Source organism: Streptomyces collinus, from assembly GCF_031348265.1.
Lineage (GTDB): Bacteria > Actinomycetota > Actinomycetes > Streptomycetales > Streptomycetaceae > Streptomyces > Streptomyces collinus.
Window position 1 is genome coordinate 4,112,753 of record NZ_CP133771.1, and the last position, 17,100, is coordinate 4,129,852.

A 17,100-nucleotide genomic window follows, 5' to 3' on the forward strand; every position below is an offset into this window, starting at 1 on the left:
CGTGTGGGGCGGCGACTGATCAGCGGTCATTCCCCCACACGGAACGGATCGCCGTATGAGTGAGCCGCGTAGCAAGGCCCAGCACCGCCGTCGCAGAAGCCGCACCGCCCTGGCGGTCGGGGTCCCCCTGGCCCTGACCGCCGCCGGTACCTTCACCTACGGCACCGACCTCGGCCTCCTGGGCGGCAGTGGCCGGCAGGCCTCCGCCGCCGCCCCCGCCTGGGCGGCCGACACCGCCGACGGGTTCGCCTCCGTCAACTCCCTCGGGCAGAACGGGACGTACGGGGGGCGCGGCGGTCAGGTCGTCACCGTGACGACGCAGGCCGAGCTGGAGAAGTACGCCACCGCGACCCAGCCGTACGTCATCGTCGTCGCCGGGACCATCGCCATGAACCCGGTCGGCAAAGAGATCAAGGTGCAGTCCGACAAGACCATCGTGGGCCGGGGGACCGCCGGGCACATCGTCGGCGGCGGGTTCTTCCTCGGCCAGGGCGTGCACAACGTGATCATCCGGAACCTGACCATCCGGGACGCGTACCAGGGGATCTGGAACGACAAGGACCATGATTTCGACGCGATCCAGATGGACGGCGCCCATCACGTGTGGATCGACCACAACGATCTGCGGCACATGGCCGACGGGCTCATCGACGTCCGCAAGGACTCGACGAACGTCACCGTCTCCTGGAACAGACTGAGCGACAACAACAAGACCTTCGGCATCGGCTGGACCGAGAACGTCAAGACCGACATCACGATCCACCACAACTGGCTCCGCGAGACCGAGCAGCGCAACCCGTCCACCGACAACGCCGCCCACGCGCACCTCTACAACAACTTCCTGGAGGACGCCCCGGGCACCGCCATCAAGTCGGCGTACGGCAACTACTCGCGCGGCGGCACGAAGATGGTCCTGGAGAACTCCCTCTTCCAGGGCGTCAAGAACCCCGTCATCAAGGACAGCGGCGCCGCCATCGTCCAGCGCGGCAACTCCTTCTCGGGCACCAGCGGTCGCAACGAGAGCGGCGGGAGCGCCTTCGACCCGAAGACGTACTACCCGTACAGCCTGGACAAGGCCGCCGACCTCCCGTCGATCCTCAAGGCCGGTGCCGGTCCCCGCGCCTCCATCGGTACGACCGCCGCCTCCACCAAGGCCGCGGCCGCCACCACCCTCACCGTCGCCCAGGACGGCAGCGGCCAGTACCGCACCGTGCAGGCCGCCGTGAACGCCGTACCGGCGAACAACCCCTCGCGCGTCGTGATCGCGGTGAAGCCGGGGACGTACCGGGAACTGGTGAAGGTGCCCTCCAACAAGCCGCACGTCACCATCCAGGGCACCGGCGGCAGCCGCAAGGACACGACGATCGTCTACAACAACGCCTCGGGCACGCCGAAGCCCGGCGGCGGGACCTACGGCACCGGCGGCAGCGCGACCGTCGCGGTCGAGGCCGACGACTTCCAGGCGCGCAACCTGACCATCTCCAACGACTTCGACGAGAAGGCCAACCAGTCCCTCGACGGGCACCAGGCCGTCGCCCTGCGGACCGCCGCCGACAAGGTGTTCCTCGACGGGATCATCGTCAGCGGTGACCAGGACACCCTGCTGCTCGACACCGCGTCGAAGGACCGCCTCGGCCGGGTCTACGTCAGCAACTCCTACGTGATCGGCAACGTCGACTTCATCTTCGGCCGGGCCACGGCCGTCGTCGACAAGTCCGTCATCACGCTGAAGAAGCGCTGGAACGGCACCTCGGCCGGGTACGTCACCGCACCGAGCACCGCTGCGAACCGCAAGGGCATCCTGATCGCCAACTCCACCGTGAACGGCGACGTCTCGGCCGGGAGCTTCCACCTCGGCCGGCCCTGGCACGCGGGCGGGGACGCGTCCCTCGATCCGCAGACCACCGTCCGCAACACCAACCTCAGTTCCGCGATCAAGTCCACGCCGTGGACCGACATGAGCGGCTTCTCCTGGAAGGACGACCGGTTCGCCGAGTACGGCAACTACGGCGCCGGTGCGGGCCAGGCGAGCACCAACCGCCCTCACCTGAGTGACGCGCAGGCCGCGAACCAGGAGGTCGGGGACTGGCTCGCGGGCTGGACGCCTTCGGCGTCCTGAACGGCTCCCTTCCGGGTCCGGCTGACGAGCGGCGCCGGACCCGGAAGGGCCACCACCTTCCGGATGCTTACTGCTGCTTCCAGGCGTAGTGCAGCCGGTCCAGGCCGCTCTGGTTGTTCACCGTCAGGCTGAGGTTCGTGCCCGGGCCCTGAAGCGTGGTGAGGGAGTAGGTGTCACCGTTGCGCAGGCCGGGCCAGTAGACCGAGCCGAGGCCCAGCTCCCGGATGGTGTCGGTCGCGGCCTGGATGTAGGCGATCTCGTTGGAGGTGCCCACCGGGCCGTTGTAGTCCAGGCCGGTGGTCATCGAGGCGCCGAACTCGTCGAGGATCGTGCGGGAGGCGCAGTCGCCGATGCGGCTCTTGAAGTCGGCCTTCCACTGGTCGACGCTGGTCCAGTCGGTGTGCCAGAAGCCGTAGTTGTGCAGGGCCAGGCGCGTGCCCTTCAGGCGCGGGTCGGCGCAGACCGGCTTGACGTCCTCGCTGTACTTGTAGCCGCCGATGAGGATGCGGTCGCGGGGTATGAAGCGGTGCGTGCTCACCCACTTCGCCGCGATGTCCGTCCACTCCTGCGCCGTGTAGCCGAACGGCTCGTTCATCGGCTCGAAGTACACCTTGGAGTTGCCGGCGTAGGCGGAGGTGATCCGCGCCCACATCCGGTCCCAGGACGCCTGGTCGTCGATCTTGCCGTCCTTGGCGTTGTCGGCCTCCCAGTAGCCCAGGATGACCTTGAAGCCCTTGGCGGTGGCGGCGTCGATCGCGCCCCGGTACGACTTCCAGAACGGGCCGTTCACCGAGGTCGGGTTGACCGGGAGCCGGACGGTGTTGGCGCCGAGCTTGGAGAACCCGCCGATGATCGCCTTGGACTTGGCGTAGGTGGTGGCGTAGCTGTCGGAGGTGGACAGGCCCGAGGGCACGACCGCGTCGTCGGCGTAGTTGTCGCGCGGGTCGGCCCAGTTGACGCCCTTGAAGTCGCTGACGGGCGGCGGAGTGGCGGGACGGTGGGCGGGAGAGGCGGCGGCGGGGGAGGCGAGCGCTCCACCGAATGCCGTGACGCAGGCCAGCAGCGCCCCCACGCACGCTGTTCCGCGATGGGTCTTGTGAGACACGACATCCCCTTCTGAGCATGTGCGAAGGTGAGCAGCCCACAGACGGACCGCTCAGTGGAGCACGAAACTAGAAGGAAACTCGAACAGAGGTCAACACATCAGCACACAAAGTTTCACCCTGGGAGGGGCCGAGGCCGGGGAGGCGGTGAGGATCAGCTGCCCACCGTGAGCCCCGAGCCCGACAGCCGCACCCGGATGCCGTCCTCCTCCACCCGTACGTCCTCCAGCTTCACGTCCCCCTGCTCCGGCTTCGGCAGTTCGAACGCCAGGGCCAGCCGGTCGGCCAACACCGGGCGGGTCAGGCCCGACAGCTCGCCGAGGAGATCGGGGTCGAGACCCAGGCGCTTGAGCACCTCGGGGTTGTTCAGCGCGAGGTCGATGAGGTTCAGGCGTTCGGCCTGCCGGGCGAAGCGCGGGGAGCCGGTCAGCTCGGCGAGCTTGCCGTCGTCGGCCAGGGCCTCGTTCACCGTCGCCGCGGGCACGCCCATGCGCTGCACGATGGCCGGGACCGAGAGCAGCGCCTTGGCCTTCTGGGTCTCCCGGGCCAGGTCGGCGGAGGCCTGGGGCGTCAGGTGCAGGCCTTCCGAGGCACGCTTGCCGGGGCGGTAGGTGGCCAGGTTCCCGATGTCCAGGCGCATGCCGCCGATCTCCGTGGCGATGCCCCGCTCCCCCTGCCGCTGGATCCGGGCCTCGGCCCGCAGCTTCAGGTTGTGCCCGGCGACCGGCAGGGTGCCGCGCGCCCGCACCCGGTCCCGGCCCTCGCCGGTGAACGTCACCTGGGACGCGCCGAGTTCGCGGTTGAGGTCCTCGAAGGACAGCATGACATCCCCGTCGAAGCGGGGAACGTCGGCGCCGCGCACCGAGGTCAGGCCGTCGGCGTTCAGCGTCACGTCGTGGGCCGTGGCCGACACCTTCGCCAGCGAGACCCGGTCGGCGGCGACGTCCGGGACGGTCACCTTCACCGACTCCAGCCGCTTGTCGGCGAGCTGGGTGAGGAAGGGGAAGCCGCCGATCTCCACCTCGGGCGCGGCGGCCAGGTCGAGGCGGTCCTTGAGGGTGTCCGCGGCCCGGTGCTCGGCGTACAGCACGGCCCAGCGGTCTCCGAGGGCGGCGAATGAGGCGAGGACGACCAGGCCGACGACCGCCTTCACGGCGAGCGGCAGTCCGGCGAAACGATTCTTTCGACGTCGGCCGCCGCGGCGGTGGTCGGGCGGCGACCACTCCGGCTCCGGCACGTGCCGCTGCTCGGCGTCCTCGCCGAGGAAGTCCTCCAGAGGGGTCGCCTCCAGAGGCCCGTCGTCGAGTGCGCCGAGTTCCTCATAGGGGTTGCGGGGGTGCTCGGAGCGGTCGTCGGGATGATGCGTGTCCATGCGGTGGGGGGTGCGCATCGTCTCATCCGACCATGCGCACCGCCCCGTCCCGCAACTCGAACCCCCGGTATGCGACTTACTTCACGATGGTGATGCGGTCCGCCTTCGGCGGGGCGATCGGGTTCGTGGCCGAGGAGTTGGCCGTCAGGTACTGCTCCAGCGCGGTCAGGTCGTCGGAGCCGACGACGTCGTTCGCGCCCTGGCCGAGGGTCGGGAAGCCGTCGCCGCCGCCCGCGAGGAAGCTGTTCGTCGCGACGCGGTAGGTGGCCGCCGGGTCGACGGCCGAGCCGTTCAGCCTGATGCTGTCCGTGACCACCCGGTCGGCACCGGACTTGGTGAGGTCCAGCGTGTAGGTCAGGCCGGACGAGACCTGGAGGACCTTCGGGGCCGCCGCGTTCGGGCCGGACACCTGCTCCTTGAGCACCTGGATCAGCTGCGCGCCCGTGAAGTCCTGGAGGTTCACGGTGTTCGCGAACGGCTGGACGGTGAAGCCCTCGGCGTAGGTGACGACTCCGTCGCCCTCGGCGGCCTTGGCCGCGTACGTCAGGGGCGCCCGGATACCGCCCGGGTTCATCAGCGCCAGGTCGGTCTCCGGGTCGAGCTGCTTGCCGTGGGCGAGCTGGGCGTCGGCGATGAGGTCGCCGAGCGGGGACTCGGTGCCGGTGTTGCCGATGTCGCCGGAGATGTAGCCGATCGGCTTGTTGCCGATGGGCGCGGCCAGCGTGTTCCACTTGCTGATCAGCTCGGTCATGTCGGGCGCCTTGGGGACGTCCCGGGTGACCACGCGGTTCGCGGACTTCACCGCCGTACGGGCGATGTCGCCGGTCCTGCGGTCGTAGGTCAGCGTGGTGTCGGTGTAGAGGCGGCCGAAGGACGCGGCCGAGGTGACCATGCGGGGCTTGCCCGCCGGGTCGGCGATGCTGCACACGTACGCGTTGTGGGTGTGGCCGGTGACCAGCGCGTCCACCTGCGGCGTGACGTTCTTGGCGATGTCGACGATCGGGCCGGAGACGCCGTCGCCCGCACCCGGGGAGTCACAGTCGTAGTTGTACGACGTCGACGCCGGGAAGCCGCCCTCGTGGATGAGCGCCACGATCGACTTCACGCCCTGCTTCTGGAGCACCTTGGCGTACTTGTTGATCGTCTCGGTCTCGTCCTTGAAGGACAGGCCCTTGACACCCTCGGCGGAGACGATGTCCGGGGTGCCCTCCAGGGTCACGCCGATGAAGCCGACCTTGACGCCGTTCTTCTTCCACACCCAGTAGGGCTTGAGGATCGGCTTCTTCGTCTTCTCGTCGAGGACGTTGGCGGCGAGGTAGGGGAAGTCGGCGCCCTTGAACCTCTGGTCCGTGTAGCAGCCGTCCTTCGGGTGGCAGCCGCCGTTCTGCAGGCGGGCCAGCTCCTTGGCGCCCTCGTCGAACTCGTGGTTGCCGACCGAGGTGACGTCGAGGTCGAGCTTGTTCAGCGCCTCGATGGTCGGCTCGTCGTGGAACAGCCCGGAGATCAGCGGGGAGGCGCCGACCATGTCGCCGCCCGCGGCCGTGATGGAGTACTTCTCGCCCTTGCGGGCCTCGCGCAGGTGCGTGGCGAGGTACTCGACACCACCGGCGTCGATGGTCTTCGTCGTGCCGTCGTGCTGGTGCTCGGTGACCCGGCCGGACGAACCCGCCGGCGGCTCCAGGTTGCCGTGCAGGTCGTTGAAGGACAGCAGCTGCACGTCCTGGTAGCGGCCGGGCCAGTGCCCGCCCTTGCGGTGGTCCTCGCCGGCGGTCGCCGAACCCGGCAGCCCCGCGGCGGCCAGCGCGCCGACGGTGACGACACCGGCGGCGAGAGCGGCGAAACGGTTCGTACGACGTCTCCGGCGCTCCGGATGGGCCGGTGAAGTGGCTGGCATACGCCCCCCTGTGGGTCTGCTGGGACAGTGATGTCGTCCGGCGCAGCCTAGAGTCAACGCGCGTAGCGCGACAGGCCTTTCGTGGTTACGACCTGGTTGCTTCTTTGCCGCCGTTTTGCCGGTGGTGCCCCGTACCCTCGTACGCATGACCAGCGACGACACCGTACGGCCAGGCCACCCCCGCTCGATCGAGACCCTTGCCGCGCTCTCCGCGGAGCAGAACGAGGCCGTGTTCGGACTGCTCGACGAGGCGGCCCGGACCGACGGGCAGCAGGCGGTGTCCGAACAGGGCCGGTTGCAGCTGCGCGGCGGCGAGCGCGAGGGCGTGTCCCATCTGCTGCTCACCGCCGGCGGGGAACTCGTCGGTTATGCCCAGTTGGAGGACACGGACCCGGTGGAGCCGCCGGCCGCCGAGCTGGTGGTGCATCCCGGGCATCGCGGGCACGGGCACGGACGGGCCCTCGGGTCCGCGCTGCTGGCCGCGTCGGGGAAGCGGCTGCGGGTCTGGGCGCACGGCGGGCACTCCGCCGCCCGGCATCTCGCGCAGGTCCTGGGCCTGACGCTGTTTCGTGAACTGCGCCAGATGCGGAGGCCGTTGACCGGCTTCGACGCACCCGAGCCGGCGCTTCCCGAGGGTGTCACCGTGCGGACCTTCGAGCCCGGCCGGGACGACGCGGCCTGGCTCGCGGTGAACGCCGCCGCCTTCGCCCACCACCCCGAGCAGGGCTCCCTCACCCAGCGCGACCTCGACGACCGCAAGGCCGAGCCGTGGTTCGACCCCGCGGGGTTCTTCCTCGCCTTCCGCGGCGAGGAACTCGTGGGCTTCCACTGGACCAAGGTGCACGCCGAGGAGGGCCTGGGCGAGGTGTACGTCCTCGGTGTGGGGCCGGGCGCGCAGGGCGGCGGCCTCGGCAGGTCCCTCACCACGATCGGGCTGCGGCATCTGGCGGGGCAGGGGCTGCCGACGGCGATGCTGTACGTCGACGCCGACAACAAGGCGGCGGTGTCGGTGTACGAGCGGCTGGGGTTCACCACGCACGAGGTGGACCTGATGTACCGGACGGAGACCTGAGTCGTGCTCTCGATGCGTGATCTGCGCGTCCGCCCCGCCGCCGAGGCCGACCTGGCCGCCCTCGTGCGCCTGCGCGACGACGCCGCCCGCCGGCTGCTGGCCCGTGGTGTCACCGGGCAGTGGCGGCCGGGTGAGCTGGACGAGGACCACTTCCGCCGGGTCATGGCGCACGGCGAGGTCTGGCTCGCCGAGGCCGACGGGCTCCTCGCGGGCGCCTGGGAGCTGTGGTGGGAGGACGAGGACGCCTGGGGCCCGCAGCCGCCCGTGGCCGGGTACGTGCACCGGCTGATGGTGGACCGGGCCACCACCGCGCCCGGGACGGGCCGGCTGCTGCTGGACGCCGCCGAGCGCCGGGTGGCCGAGGCGGGACGCACCCGGGTGCGCCTGGACTGCCTCGCGGGCAACACGCAGCTCAACGCCTACTACGCCGACGCCGGTTACCGCGTCGTGGGACACAAGGCGGGCAAACCGCAGCCCGGCGGGACGCCCAAGTCCTTCACCCTGATGGAGAAGCAGCTCGGGTAGGCGGCACCCGGGCCGGTGGCGGCTCCGCCCAGGCCGGCCGCCAGGTCGCTCCCTCCGGCGGTCGCGGCCGGGTCGCCACCAGGTAGTCGCGCAGGGCCGTCAGGCCGGGATGCGGGTTGTCCGTGCGCCACAGCAGTGAGTGCGGGTAGACGGGGACGGGGTCCACGAGCGGGACGAGCCGCAGGTCGTGGGCGGCCGGCCAGACGTGCGGGGTGCGTTCACTGAGGAAGGTCGCCACGGTCGGGGAGCCGGCGATCGTGTCGAGGAGCGCCTCCAGGCCGAAGTTGGGCCCGATGGTGTCGATGGCCGGCCCGAAGGCCGCGGCCAGTTCCTCGTAGTAGGCGTGCCACTCGGTCCCGGGCACGTTGCCGGGCATCCAGATCCGGTGCCCGGCGAGCTGGGCGGTGGTCACCCGGTCGGCCCGGGCGAACGGATGGCCGGGGCCGACGCACAGCCGCAGCGGCTCGTCGAGGACGGGCGTGACCGCGATGCCGTCGGGGAGCCGCTGCCCGGGCATGGTGACGGCCCGGAAGGTGGCGTCGACGGCCCCGTCCCGCAGGGCCGTCACGGCCGTCTCGACGTCGAACAGCGTGACGACGTCCAGCGCGGTCTCCGGGTGCGCCCGGTGGAAGTGCTGCACCAGTCCGCCGGTCGCGGCCCGTCGTCCCACGACGTCCACCCGCAGCGCCCGGTCCCCGGGCCGGACGGCGGCCGTCGCCCGCTCCTCGGCCCGGAGCAGGACCCGGGCGTGCGGCAGCAGGGCCTGCCCGTCGATGGTGAGTTCCGCCCCGCGCGGCGTACGGACCAGCAGCCGCACCCCGAGGTTCTTCTCCAGCGCGGCGATCCGCTTGGACACGGCCTGCTGGGTGAGGGCCAGGTCCACGGCGGCCTTCTGGAACTGCCCGGAGTCGGCGATCGCGACGAAGGCCCGTACGGCTTTGAGGTCCACGAGGGGCAGCGTAGCCGCACAACGAGTGGTTGTCGGAGGGGGCGTCCAGCGTGGGCTTCAGAGCCTGATGCGGCCCCTGGCACAACCACTCGACGTACTAGAGCCGGATGATCCGCCGCCGCATCGGCTCCACCGCACACACCGCGCCGAGGACCAGCGCCCCGGCCAGCACCACGCCCCACCGGTCGTGCGCCGCGGACCACCGTTCGTCCTCCACCGGCACGAAAAGGGCCCAGCGTCCGGGCCAGAACAGCATCACCAGGACGGCCGTGGCCAACAGCCCGCTCGCGACCGGCAGTCCGGGCCGGGCGACCTCGCTGCAGCGCACCACGGCCGCTGCAGCGGTCACCGCCAGGACGCAGGCGGCCCCGGCTTCGAGCGTGATGTCGCCGGCCGGGGGCCGCACGCCCGGCGGCACGAGCAGCAGGGCCACCGTCCACCAGGCGGCCGCTGCCGGGACGGCCAGGGCGACGCGCAGGGCGATCCGGACCGGGCGCGGGGTCGGCACGGCGGCGGTGGTGTGCCGGGCCGGGTCGTCCAGGAGGAAGGCCAGGCCCACCGCGAAGGCGAGGATCGCGGCCCGCAGCAGGTACAGGGAGAGCCGTTCCGCCGTCTCGCCGGTCCGGGTCAGCGCGGCGAGCAGCAGCCCCGCCGCCCCGGCCGCGCCGACCGTGCCCCACGGCACCGTCCGGTGGACGGGGAGCACCAGCTGCCGGGTCATGAGAGGCACTTGTCCTCCCCTTCGGGCGCGGGCAGGCCCAGCAGCCCGGCGGCCCGGGCCGCGGTGATCTTCGGTGCGGTGAGGTCGTCCCACCGGTCCTTGACCCGGGCGGCGGCCTCATCGCGGGGCAGGTCGAGCAGTGCGCGCAGCACCTCGGTCTGGGCCTCGGTCATGTACAGCCCGTTCGTGGGCTGGAGCACGGAGTCGGAGCCGGTGACGGTGTCGTTGAGGCGGACCCGGCGCAGCGCGGCGAGCGGGTCGGACTCCCAGCCCACGGCCAGCCACATGAGGGGCACGATGCGGCCGTCGCAGATCGAGGTGGCGGCCTCCTCGTCGCCCGCGATGAGCACACCGGCCACGGCGGCCGAGAACTCGGGGACGCGGTTGCCGCCCCACTGGGTGCCCACCGTCACCTCGTGCGGGCGCTTCAGGGGGTCCAGAGCGGCGTCACCGGAGAGACCGTAGCGCGCATCGACCCGCTGCCGTACGACGACGTCCTGCCCATGGGCGCCACCGCCGGCCAGGGAGCGGACCCGGTCCACCACCGCGGCCCAGTCCCCGACCTGTGGCCCCCACTCGGGGTAGGCGCAGTAGGTGGAGCCGTCCCGGCGGACACAGGACTGCACCTGCTCGGGGTGCACGGTGGCGCGTTCACGCGCCTTGACCAGCTGGGGGGAGTCGCCGCCCGACTGGGCCACTCCGCCGACCAGCGTCATGGCGAGCGCTCCGGCGGCACCGGCCAGGACGGCCGGCTTGCGGCCACCGGCGACCAGGACCGCCACCAGGCCCAGGAACAGGGCCAGTCCGGCGAGGTACAGGGCGTGCCAGGCGGCCGGCCGGCCCATCAGGTCCGACGGCAGGGTGTTGGAGGTCGGCTCCTCGACTGCCGGCAGCAGCCACCTCGACCCGTAGTCCAGGCCCGAGAAGAAGAGGAACAGGAACAGGAAGAGCACCACCAGCAGCGGCGCCACGAGAGCGGACCGCACCAGCACCGCCACGAGCAGTCCGGCCAGTCCGAACAGCAGCACCGTCAGCGGGCCGACGAGCAGTTCGCCCACCGAGCCCTGCCCGATCGCCCCGGGGCGCAGCGCCTCCCGGCCGAACTGCCCGGCCACACACACGGCGGTGACCAGGGCCGCGGCCACGACCGACAGGGCGTGGGCGGCCGTACGGCACCAGTGCGGGAGCAGCAGCACCGCGAAGTGCCGCTCCGTGCCGTGCCGCCGGGAGCGCAGCGCGGCCTGGTTGACGGACACCAGGACCGCGAGGCCGACGAGCATCGGCGCGCCCTGGGTGGCCCGGTCGGCGTCCTGGAGGGCCGGGTAGTCGCCCCACGCCCTGCCGGCGCGCCACACGGTCCAGCCGAGGTACACGGCGAAGGCGAGGAGCACCGGAACCCGGGTCAGCAGCCGGCGGGACTCGAACAGGGCCAGGGCGAGTACGGCCTTGAGGGACCCGCCGGGCTCGTCGCGTGTCCCGGAGGCGAGGGGCTGCTCCACCAGCGTGGTCATGCCGCCACCTCCGCTCCGGCGTCGTCGAGGGTGAGCAGGTAGCCGTCCTCCAGGGTGGGTTCGAGGAGATCGGCCCCGGCCGGCGGATCGCCGACGTTCCGGAAGGAGCCGGTGCCCGTGCGCCACCCCGCCCTCGCGCCGGGGTCCCGCTCGGTGCTGCTCCACACGCGCCCCGCGGCCTGCGCGGTCAGCTCGGCCGGAGTGCCCTCGAACCGCACCCCGCCACCGGCCATGACGATCACGCGGTGGCAGAGCATCGCCACGTCCTCCGTCTGGTGGGTGGACAGCAGCACCGTCCGCCCCTCCCCCGCTCCAGCGATCAACTCCCGGAAGCGCATGCGCTGTTCGGGGTCCAGGCCCACGGTCGGCTCGTCGAGGACCAGGAATCCGGGGTCCCCGACCAGGGCGGCTCCGAGGGCGACGCGCTGCCGCATCCCGCCGGACAGCTTGCGGATGCGCTTGCCCCGCACGTCCGCCAGGCCGACCTCGTCGAGCACCCGCCGCACCTCCCGGTGCCGGACGCCCCGGTCGGTCATCTCCTTCAGGATCGCCACGTAGTCGACGAACTCGAAGGCGGTGAAGTCCGGGTGGAAGCCGGGCGTCTGCGGCAGGTAGCCCAGCCGGCGCCGCACCTCCTGCCGGCCGCGGGCGGTGGCCGGGTCGTGCCCGAGCACGGTGAAGGCGCCCCGGTCGGCGGGCAGGGCCGTGGCGAGCACCCGCAGCAGTGTGGTCTTGCCGGCGCCGTTGGGCCCGAGCAGCCCGGTGACGCCGGCGGTCAGCCGCAGAGACACGTCGTCGAGGGCCCGGGTACCGCCGTAGCGGAGGCTCAGCCCGGAGGCGGACACGGTCGGGGTCATACGGCACGTCCCTGGAAGAGGTCGAATCGGTCACGGAGCAGGAAGAGCAGCCCGGCGGCGAGCGCGGCGACCACCGCCGCCACGCCCTGCCCGGCCGCGGTGAACGGCGCGAGCGGCACGTCCGCCCCCGCCCGCAGCGTGTCGGCCGTCAGCAGCAGCCCGGCCCACGCCCCGCCCACCAGGGACGGCGCGAGCACCGGCCCCAGCCGGGGCATCAGCGCGAGCCCGGTCGCCGTCAGCGCCAGCCCGGGCAGCAGCCAGGCCAGCGCCCGCAGCCCGTAGGCGGGCAGGGCGAGGGTCGCCAGCCCGTTCAGCGCGAGCACGACGGCGAGCACGGCCACCGTCCGGATCATCAGCAGCCGGAACCCGTGCATCGGCGCGACGACGGCCATCTCGTACGTCGGGTCCAGCGCGGGCCCGTACGACAGCGCCACCCCCGCCAGCGGCAGCAGCGGCGCCAAAGCCAGGAACAGCGTGGGGAACTCCCCGGTGCGCACGGAGTGCCCGGCCGCCACGCTCAGGAGCAGCACGGCGACCACGGCCCCCAGCCAGGACCGCCGCAGCACCGGCGTCGCCGCCAGCAGCCGCGCGGTGTGCCCGGCCACGCCGATCCGCACGAGCAGCTTCTCCAGCAGCCCCGTCCGGGGCGCGTCCAGCTCGGCGTCGAGCCGTTCCCACCCGGCGTCGAGGGCGACCGGGTCGCTGACCTCGGCCAGTGCCCCGCGGCAGCGGGCGCAGGAGGTCAGATGCGCGTCGGCGGACCAGAGCGCGGGAGCCGCCAGCTCCCCTCGGACGTAGGCCCGCAAGTCCTCTTCCGGCACGTGCCAGCTCATGCCAACGCCTCCCTCAACTGCTTGCGGGCCCGCATCGCCCGTGTCTTGACCGTCCCGGGCGGTATCCCGAGCAGCACCGCCGCCTCACGGGTGGTCAGCCCGTCGATGACGGTCGCCTGCAGCACCGCCCGCAGCTCCGGCGACAGCCGGACCAGCGCTCCGGCGAGGTCCCCGTGCTCCACCCCCGCGAGCACGCGTTCCTCCGCCGACGCCTCGTCCCGGTGCCGCAGCCGCGCCAGGGCCTGCCGCAGCCGCCCCCGCGCCCCGTCGCCGCGCAGCGCGTCCACCAGCCGCCGCGACCCGATGCGCCACAGCCACCCGGCCGCGTCCGCGGCACCGGCCTCCTCCCGGTAGCGGGCCTTGCCGCGCCACACCGCGAGGAACGTCTCCTGCACGACGTCGTCGACGACCCCGAGGTCGGCGCACCGCCCCCGCAACCGGGCCCGGAGCCAGGGCGCGTAGCGCCGGTACAGCTCCTCGAAGGCCTGCCGGTCGGCGTCCGCGGCTATGGCCCGCAGCAGCTCCCCGTCGCTTCTCGTATCGCTCACGTCTCCTCATCGGACGGCCGGGCCCGAACGGTTCACTCGTTTCTTGCGAGGATCCTCCGGCGTTTCCGCCGGGGAGGGATCGCATCCGGGTGTTGCGACGCGGAGCGTCGCCGTATCCCGTTCGGGGGCGGAGCGCCCGTGTCGCTGTCCGATGTTCGATGGTGGTGCGAACGTGCATGCCCACTGCCGCCAACGGGTCGGATGCTCGGTGTCGACTGGGGCGTGACACAGGCCGCGACCTACACGTGCATCGCATGCGGAGCCGTGTCCCCCAGGGACAAGAACTCCGCACGCGTGATGCTCCTCCGGGCTGGTCTCAACCCGGCTGGCGCCGATGGCGCAAGACCCCCTGGAGCGCAGCTCCAGGGGGTCTTGCCAGGAATCCCCTCCCTTCAGAGGGAAGGGGAGGATTCGAGAAAGCACGCTTGACTTTGCCGACCCGCTCCACCACCCTTTCACTACTCAATTAGTGAAAGGGTGGTTCAAGCAGTGGTCGAGTACCGCATCGACCGGCGCAGCGGCGTGGCCACCTACGTCCAGATCGTCCAGCAGACCAAGCAGGCCCTGCGCCTGGGCCTGTTGGAGCCGGGCGACAGGCTCCCCACGGCCCGCGAGGTCGTGGAGGCCACCGCCATCAACCCGAACACGGTCCTCAAGGCCTACCGGGAGCTGGAGCGCGAGGGGCTGGTCGAGGCCCGCCGCGGACTCGGCACGTTCGTCCGCAGGTCCCTGGGCGCCGCCCCCGCCGACTCCCCCCTCCGCGCGGAGCTGGACGCCTGGGCGGCCCGGGCCGGCGCGGCCGGTCTGGAGCGCGACGACGTGGCCGCCCTCTTCACTTCCGTACTCGACGCGCACTTCGCAGACTCCAAGGGGGACGCATGACCGACACCGCCATCGAGGCGGCGGCACTGGGCAGGAGGTTCGGGCGCCGCCGCAGGCCGGCCCTGGACGGCTGCTCCTTCCGGATACCGACGGGCCGCGTGTGCGCCGTCGTCGGTCCGAACGGCGCCGGCAAGTCCACCCTGCTCGCCCTGGCGGCCGGGCTGCTGCGGCCCACCGACGGCTCGATGACCGTGCTCGGCGGGGCCCCGGCGGCGTCCCGCGAACGCCTCGCCTACGTCGCGCAGAACAAGCCCCTGCACCCCCAGCTCACCGTCAACGGCACCCTGCGCCTGGGCCGCGACCTCAACCCGCGCCGCTGGGACGCCGGGGCAGCCGAGCGGATCGTCGCGGAGGGCGACCTCGACCCGGGTGCGAGGATCCGCTCCCTCTCCGGCGGCCAGCGCACCCGCGTGGCGCTCGCCCTGGCTCTCGGCAAGCGCCCCGAACTGCTGCTCCTGGACGAGCCGATGGCCGACCTCGACCCCCTCGCCCGGCACCAGCTGATGGCCACGCTCATGGCCGACGCCGCCGACCGCGGCACCACGGTTGTCATGTCCTCGCACGTGGTGGCGGAGCTGGAGGGCTCCTGCGACCACCTGCTGCTGCTCGGCGGCGGCCGCGTCCGTCTCGCCGGGCCGCTGGACGACCTGCTCGCCGCCCACACCCTGGTCACCGGCCGGGCGGGCGGCTCCCTCGGCCCGCACACCGTGGTCGAGTCCCGCACCACCGGCCGCCAGCTGACCGCCCTGCTCCGGCCCACGGGCCCCCTCGGCGACGGGGTCCGGGGCGAGCACCCGACCCTGGAGGAAGTCGTCCTGGCCCACCTGCGCTCCCCCGACGCCCCGCCGCTCCTGCTCGACGAGCGGGAGGCCGCCGTATGAGCGCCGCGGCCGTCGGGGCACCCGCCGCCGCCCGGCGCTTCCCGGAGCCGCGCGGCCTGCTCCTGGCCATGCTCCGGGTGCACCGCACGGCACTGCTGTTCTGGCTGGGACTGGTGGCGGTGGCCGCCGGGGCGCTGCTGTGGGGGCTCGGGCCGGGAGCGGACAACGCCTGGGCGGAGTACCGGGCGTCGGGCTGCGGCGGGGACAGCCCCGGCCTCGGCTGTGACCTCCCCGGGCCCGCGTACGGCCGCTACGAGACGGTCGTGGCGTGCGCCGCCGGGCTCCTCGCCGTCCTGCCGGTGCTCACCGGGGCCTGGGCGGGCGGCGCGCTCATCGGCCGCGAGCTGGAGAGCGGCACCGCCGACCTGGCCTGGACCCAGTCCGTCACCCCGGCCCGCTGGCTCGCCGCCAAGCTCGCCGTCCCCGCCCTGCTGCTCGTCCCGGGCACGCTCGCCATCACCCTGCTGCACCGGGCGCTGTGGGCGTCCGACAGCCACGTGACGCACGTCCTGGGCTGGCGCGAGTGGCACGACGACAGCGTCTTCGAGGCCAACGGCATCCTCGCCACCGCCCACCCCCTGGCCGCCCTCGCCCTCGGCGTCCTGGCCGGCCTGGTGGTGCGCCGGACACTGCCCGCCCTCGCTGCCGCGGCCCTGGCCGTCACGGCGCTGATCTACGTGCTCGACGAAGTGCGCCCGCACCTGTGGCCGATGCCCCCCGGGACACTCGTCCTGATGCACGGGCACCCGGCCTCCCACTTCTGGCCCCTCCAGCTCGTGGAGACCGGCATCGTTCTGACCCTCGCCGCCCTGGCGGTCGCCGTCTCGTTCGCCCTGCTGCGCCGTCGCACGGGAGCGGCCGTATGACCGCCCTCACCACGGCGACGGCGCCCGCGGGCCGTCCGGGCGGCCTGGTCCGTACGGTCGCGCGGACACACCGCACGGCCCTCGCCCTGACCGTCCTGGTCCTGGTCACCGCGACGGCCGCGCTGATCTGGCTGCACTCCCTCGGGGACGAGGCCCGGGCGGGAAGCAGCGCCTGCGCCACACCCCCGACCGACCGGCTGCCGTCCTGCGCGGCCGTCGACGCGATCACCGTCGACGAGACGTACGCGAGCGGCCTCGCGGCGATCGCCACCGTGCTGTCCTGGGTGATGTTCCCGGTGGCCGCCTGGGCGGGCGGCGCCCTCATCGGCCGCGAGCTGGAGAGCGGCACCGCCGAGCTGGCCTGGACCCAGTCGGTCACCCCGGCCCGCTGGCTGGCCGCCAAGCTCGCCGTTCCCGCCGCGCTGCTCACCGCCGGCACGGGCGGGCTGGTCCTGGTGAACATCTGGGCGCGTGGGGACGGCGATCCCGACCTGGCCGGCGACTGGTACTACCCGGACGTGTTCGTGTCGACCGGCCCGGTGGCCGTGGCCTACGCCCTGGCCGGTCTCGCCCTCGGGGCCCTGGCCGGACTGGTGTGGCGCCGGGCCCTGCCCGCCGCGGGAGTGGCCCTCGCGGCCTCCCTGCTCCTGCACAGCCTCCTGGAACGGCACCGCGAGGACCTCTGGCCGTCCGTCACCCGCACCGAGGCCGGCAGCTTCGAACTGCCCCGCTCGGCCCTCCAGGTCGCCTGGTCGGACTCCCCCCGCAACGGCGTCCCGATCACCCGCGCGGTCTTCCACCCCGAATCCCACTTCTGGCCCCTGCAGTACGTGGAGACCGGGCTGCTCCTGGCCGTGGCCGCCACCGCGACGGCCGCCGCCTTCGTCCTGCTGGCCCGCCGCCTCCCCTGAGCCCGGTCCGCGCGTCCTTCCACGGGGGGATGGACGCGCGGACCGCCCTCGTGGAC

The 17,100-nt window shown here is 72.8% G+C and carries 16 protein-coding genes and 1 pseudogene; 8 read left to right on the forward strand and 9 right to left on the reverse strand.

The features are described from left to right. Positions 1 to 55 precede the first annotated feature (55 nt). Positions 56 to 2,119, forward strand: coding sequence for a pectinesterase family protein (locus RFN52_RS18645; RefSeq protein WP_184847762.1), 2,064 nt, complete (start codon positions 56 to 58; stop codon positions 2,117 to 2,119). A gap of 67 nt (positions 2,120 to 2,186) precedes the next feature. On the opposite strand, the gene RFN52_RS18650 is transcribed toward RFN52_RS18645, so the two are convergent. The 3 genes from RFN52_RS18650 to RFN52_RS18660 form a co-directional block, all read right to left on the reverse strand. Further along, complete coding sequence (locus tag RFN52_RS18650) at positions 2,187 to 3,224, reverse strand: glycoside hydrolase family 5 protein (protein ID WP_184847763.1); 1,038 nt, start codon at positions 3,222 to 3,224, stop codon at positions 2,187 to 2,189. Positions 3,225 to 3,376: 152 nt separating this feature from the next. Then, positions 3,377 to 4,612: an LmeA family phospholipid-binding protein gene (locus RFN52_RS18655; RefSeq protein WP_184847764.1), complete on the reverse strand. Its 1,236-nt coding sequence runs from the start codon at positions 4,610 to 4,612 to the stop codon at positions 3,377 to 3,379. A gap of 58 nt (positions 4,613 to 4,670) precedes the next feature. Continuing rightward, entirely contained in the window at positions 4,671 to 6,488 is a 1,818-nt protein-coding gene (locus tag RFN52_RS18660) for a bifunctional metallophosphatase/5'-nucleotidase (protein ID WP_184847765.1), read from the reverse strand. A gap of 145 nt (positions 6,489 to 6,633) precedes the next feature. On the opposite strand from RFN52_RS18660, the gene mshD reads away from it, so the two are divergent. Continuing rightward, complete coding sequence (gene mshD, locus RFN52_RS18665; protein WP_184847766.1) at positions 6,634 to 7,560, forward strand: mycothiol synthase; 927 nt, start codon at positions 6,634 to 6,636, stop codon at positions 7,558 to 7,560. A 12-nt stretch (positions 7,561 to 7,572) separates the two neighbouring features. Then, positions 7,573 to 8,085 carry a GNAT family N-acetyltransferase gene (locus RFN52_RS18670; protein WP_184853948.1) on the forward strand — a complete coding sequence of 171 codons (513 nt, stop codon included), beginning with the start codon at positions 7,573 to 7,575 and terminating at the stop codon, positions 8,083 to 8,085. Here the strand turns inward: RFN52_RS18670 and RFN52_RS18675 are convergent. The 6 genes from RFN52_RS18675 to RFN52_RS18700 all read right to left on the reverse strand — a co-directional run bounded on the left by RFN52_RS18675 (position 8,057) and on the right by RFN52_RS18700 (position 13,504). Further along, the gene (locus RFN52_RS18675; RefSeq protein ID WP_184847767.1) at positions 8,057 to 9,034 is read right to left on the reverse strand and encodes a LysR family transcriptional regulator; all 978 of its coding nucleotides are present in this window, start codon (positions 9,032 to 9,034) and stop codon (positions 8,057 to 8,059) included. The genes RFN52_RS18670 and RFN52_RS18675 overlap by 29 nt on opposite strands. Before the next feature lie 97 nt (positions 9,035 to 9,131). Then, positions 9,132 to 9,755: an ABC transporter gene (locus tag RFN52_RS18680; RefSeq protein ID WP_184847768.1), complete on the reverse strand. Its 624-nt coding sequence runs from the start codon at positions 9,753 to 9,755 to the stop codon at positions 9,132 to 9,134. Beyond that, the gene (locus tag RFN52_RS18685) at positions 9,752 to 11,266 is read right to left on the reverse strand and encodes an ABC transporter permease (protein WP_184847769.1); all 1,515 of its coding nucleotides are present in this window, start codon (positions 11,264 to 11,266) and stop codon (positions 9,752 to 9,754) included. The genes RFN52_RS18680 and RFN52_RS18685 overlap by 4 nt, the downstream gene beginning before the upstream one ends. Beyond that, on the reverse strand, positions 11,263 to 12,123 hold the full coding sequence (locus RFN52_RS18690) for an ABC transporter ATP-binding protein (protein WP_184847770.1): 861 nt from the start codon (positions 12,121 to 12,123) through the stop codon (positions 11,263 to 11,265). Before RFN52_RS18690 ends, RFN52_RS18685 begins: the two co-directional genes overlap by 4 nt. Then, on the reverse strand, positions 12,120 to 12,956 hold the full coding sequence (locus RFN52_RS18695; protein ID WP_184847771.1) for a zf-HC2 domain-containing protein: 837 nt from the start codon (positions 12,954 to 12,956) through the stop codon (positions 12,120 to 12,122). The genes RFN52_RS18690 and RFN52_RS18695 overlap by 4 nt, the downstream gene beginning before the upstream one ends. Beyond that, a complete protein-coding gene (locus RFN52_RS18700; protein ID WP_184847772.1) occupies positions 12,953 to 13,504 on the reverse strand; it encodes an RNA polymerase sigma factor in 552 nt (183 codons plus the stop codon). Before RFN52_RS18700 ends, RFN52_RS18695 begins: the two co-directional genes overlap by 4 nt. A gap of 237 nt (positions 13,505 to 13,741) precedes the next feature. On the opposite strand from RFN52_RS18700, the pseudogene RFN52_RS18705 reads away from it, so the two are divergent. From RFN52_RS18705 to RFN52_RS18725, 5 genes and pseudogenes are all read left to right on the forward strand, one after another. Beyond that, positions 13,742 to 13,933: pseudogene (locus RFN52_RS18705) on the forward strand (RNA-guided endonuclease TnpB family protein); the annotation flags it as partial. Between the two features lie 60 nt (positions 13,934 to 13,993). Continuing rightward, complete coding sequence (locus RFN52_RS18710; RefSeq protein WP_184853949.1) at positions 13,994 to 14,386, forward strand: GntR family transcriptional regulator; 393 nt, start codon at positions 13,994 to 13,996, stop codon at positions 14,384 to 14,386. Then, positions 14,383 to 15,267, forward strand: a complete 885-nt coding sequence (locus RFN52_RS18715) for an ABC transporter ATP-binding protein (RefSeq protein ID WP_184847773.1) — start codon at positions 14,383 to 14,385, stop codon at positions 15,265 to 15,267. The genes RFN52_RS18710 and RFN52_RS18715 overlap by 4 nt, the downstream gene beginning before the upstream one ends. Beyond that, positions 15,264 to 16,133 (forward strand): ABC-2 membrane transporter-related protein, encoded by an 870-nt coding sequence (locus tag RFN52_RS18720; protein WP_184847774.1) that lies wholly within the window; start codon positions 15,264 to 15,266, stop codon positions 16,131 to 16,133. Before RFN52_RS18715 ends, RFN52_RS18720 begins: the two co-directional genes overlap by 4 nt. Next, entirely contained in the window at positions 16,130 to 17,044 is a 915-nt protein-coding gene (locus RFN52_RS18725; protein WP_184847775.1) for an ABC-2 membrane transporter-related protein, read from the forward strand. The genes RFN52_RS18720 and RFN52_RS18725 overlap by 4 nt, the downstream gene beginning before the upstream one ends. Positions 17,045 to 17,100: the final 56 nt, after the last annotated feature.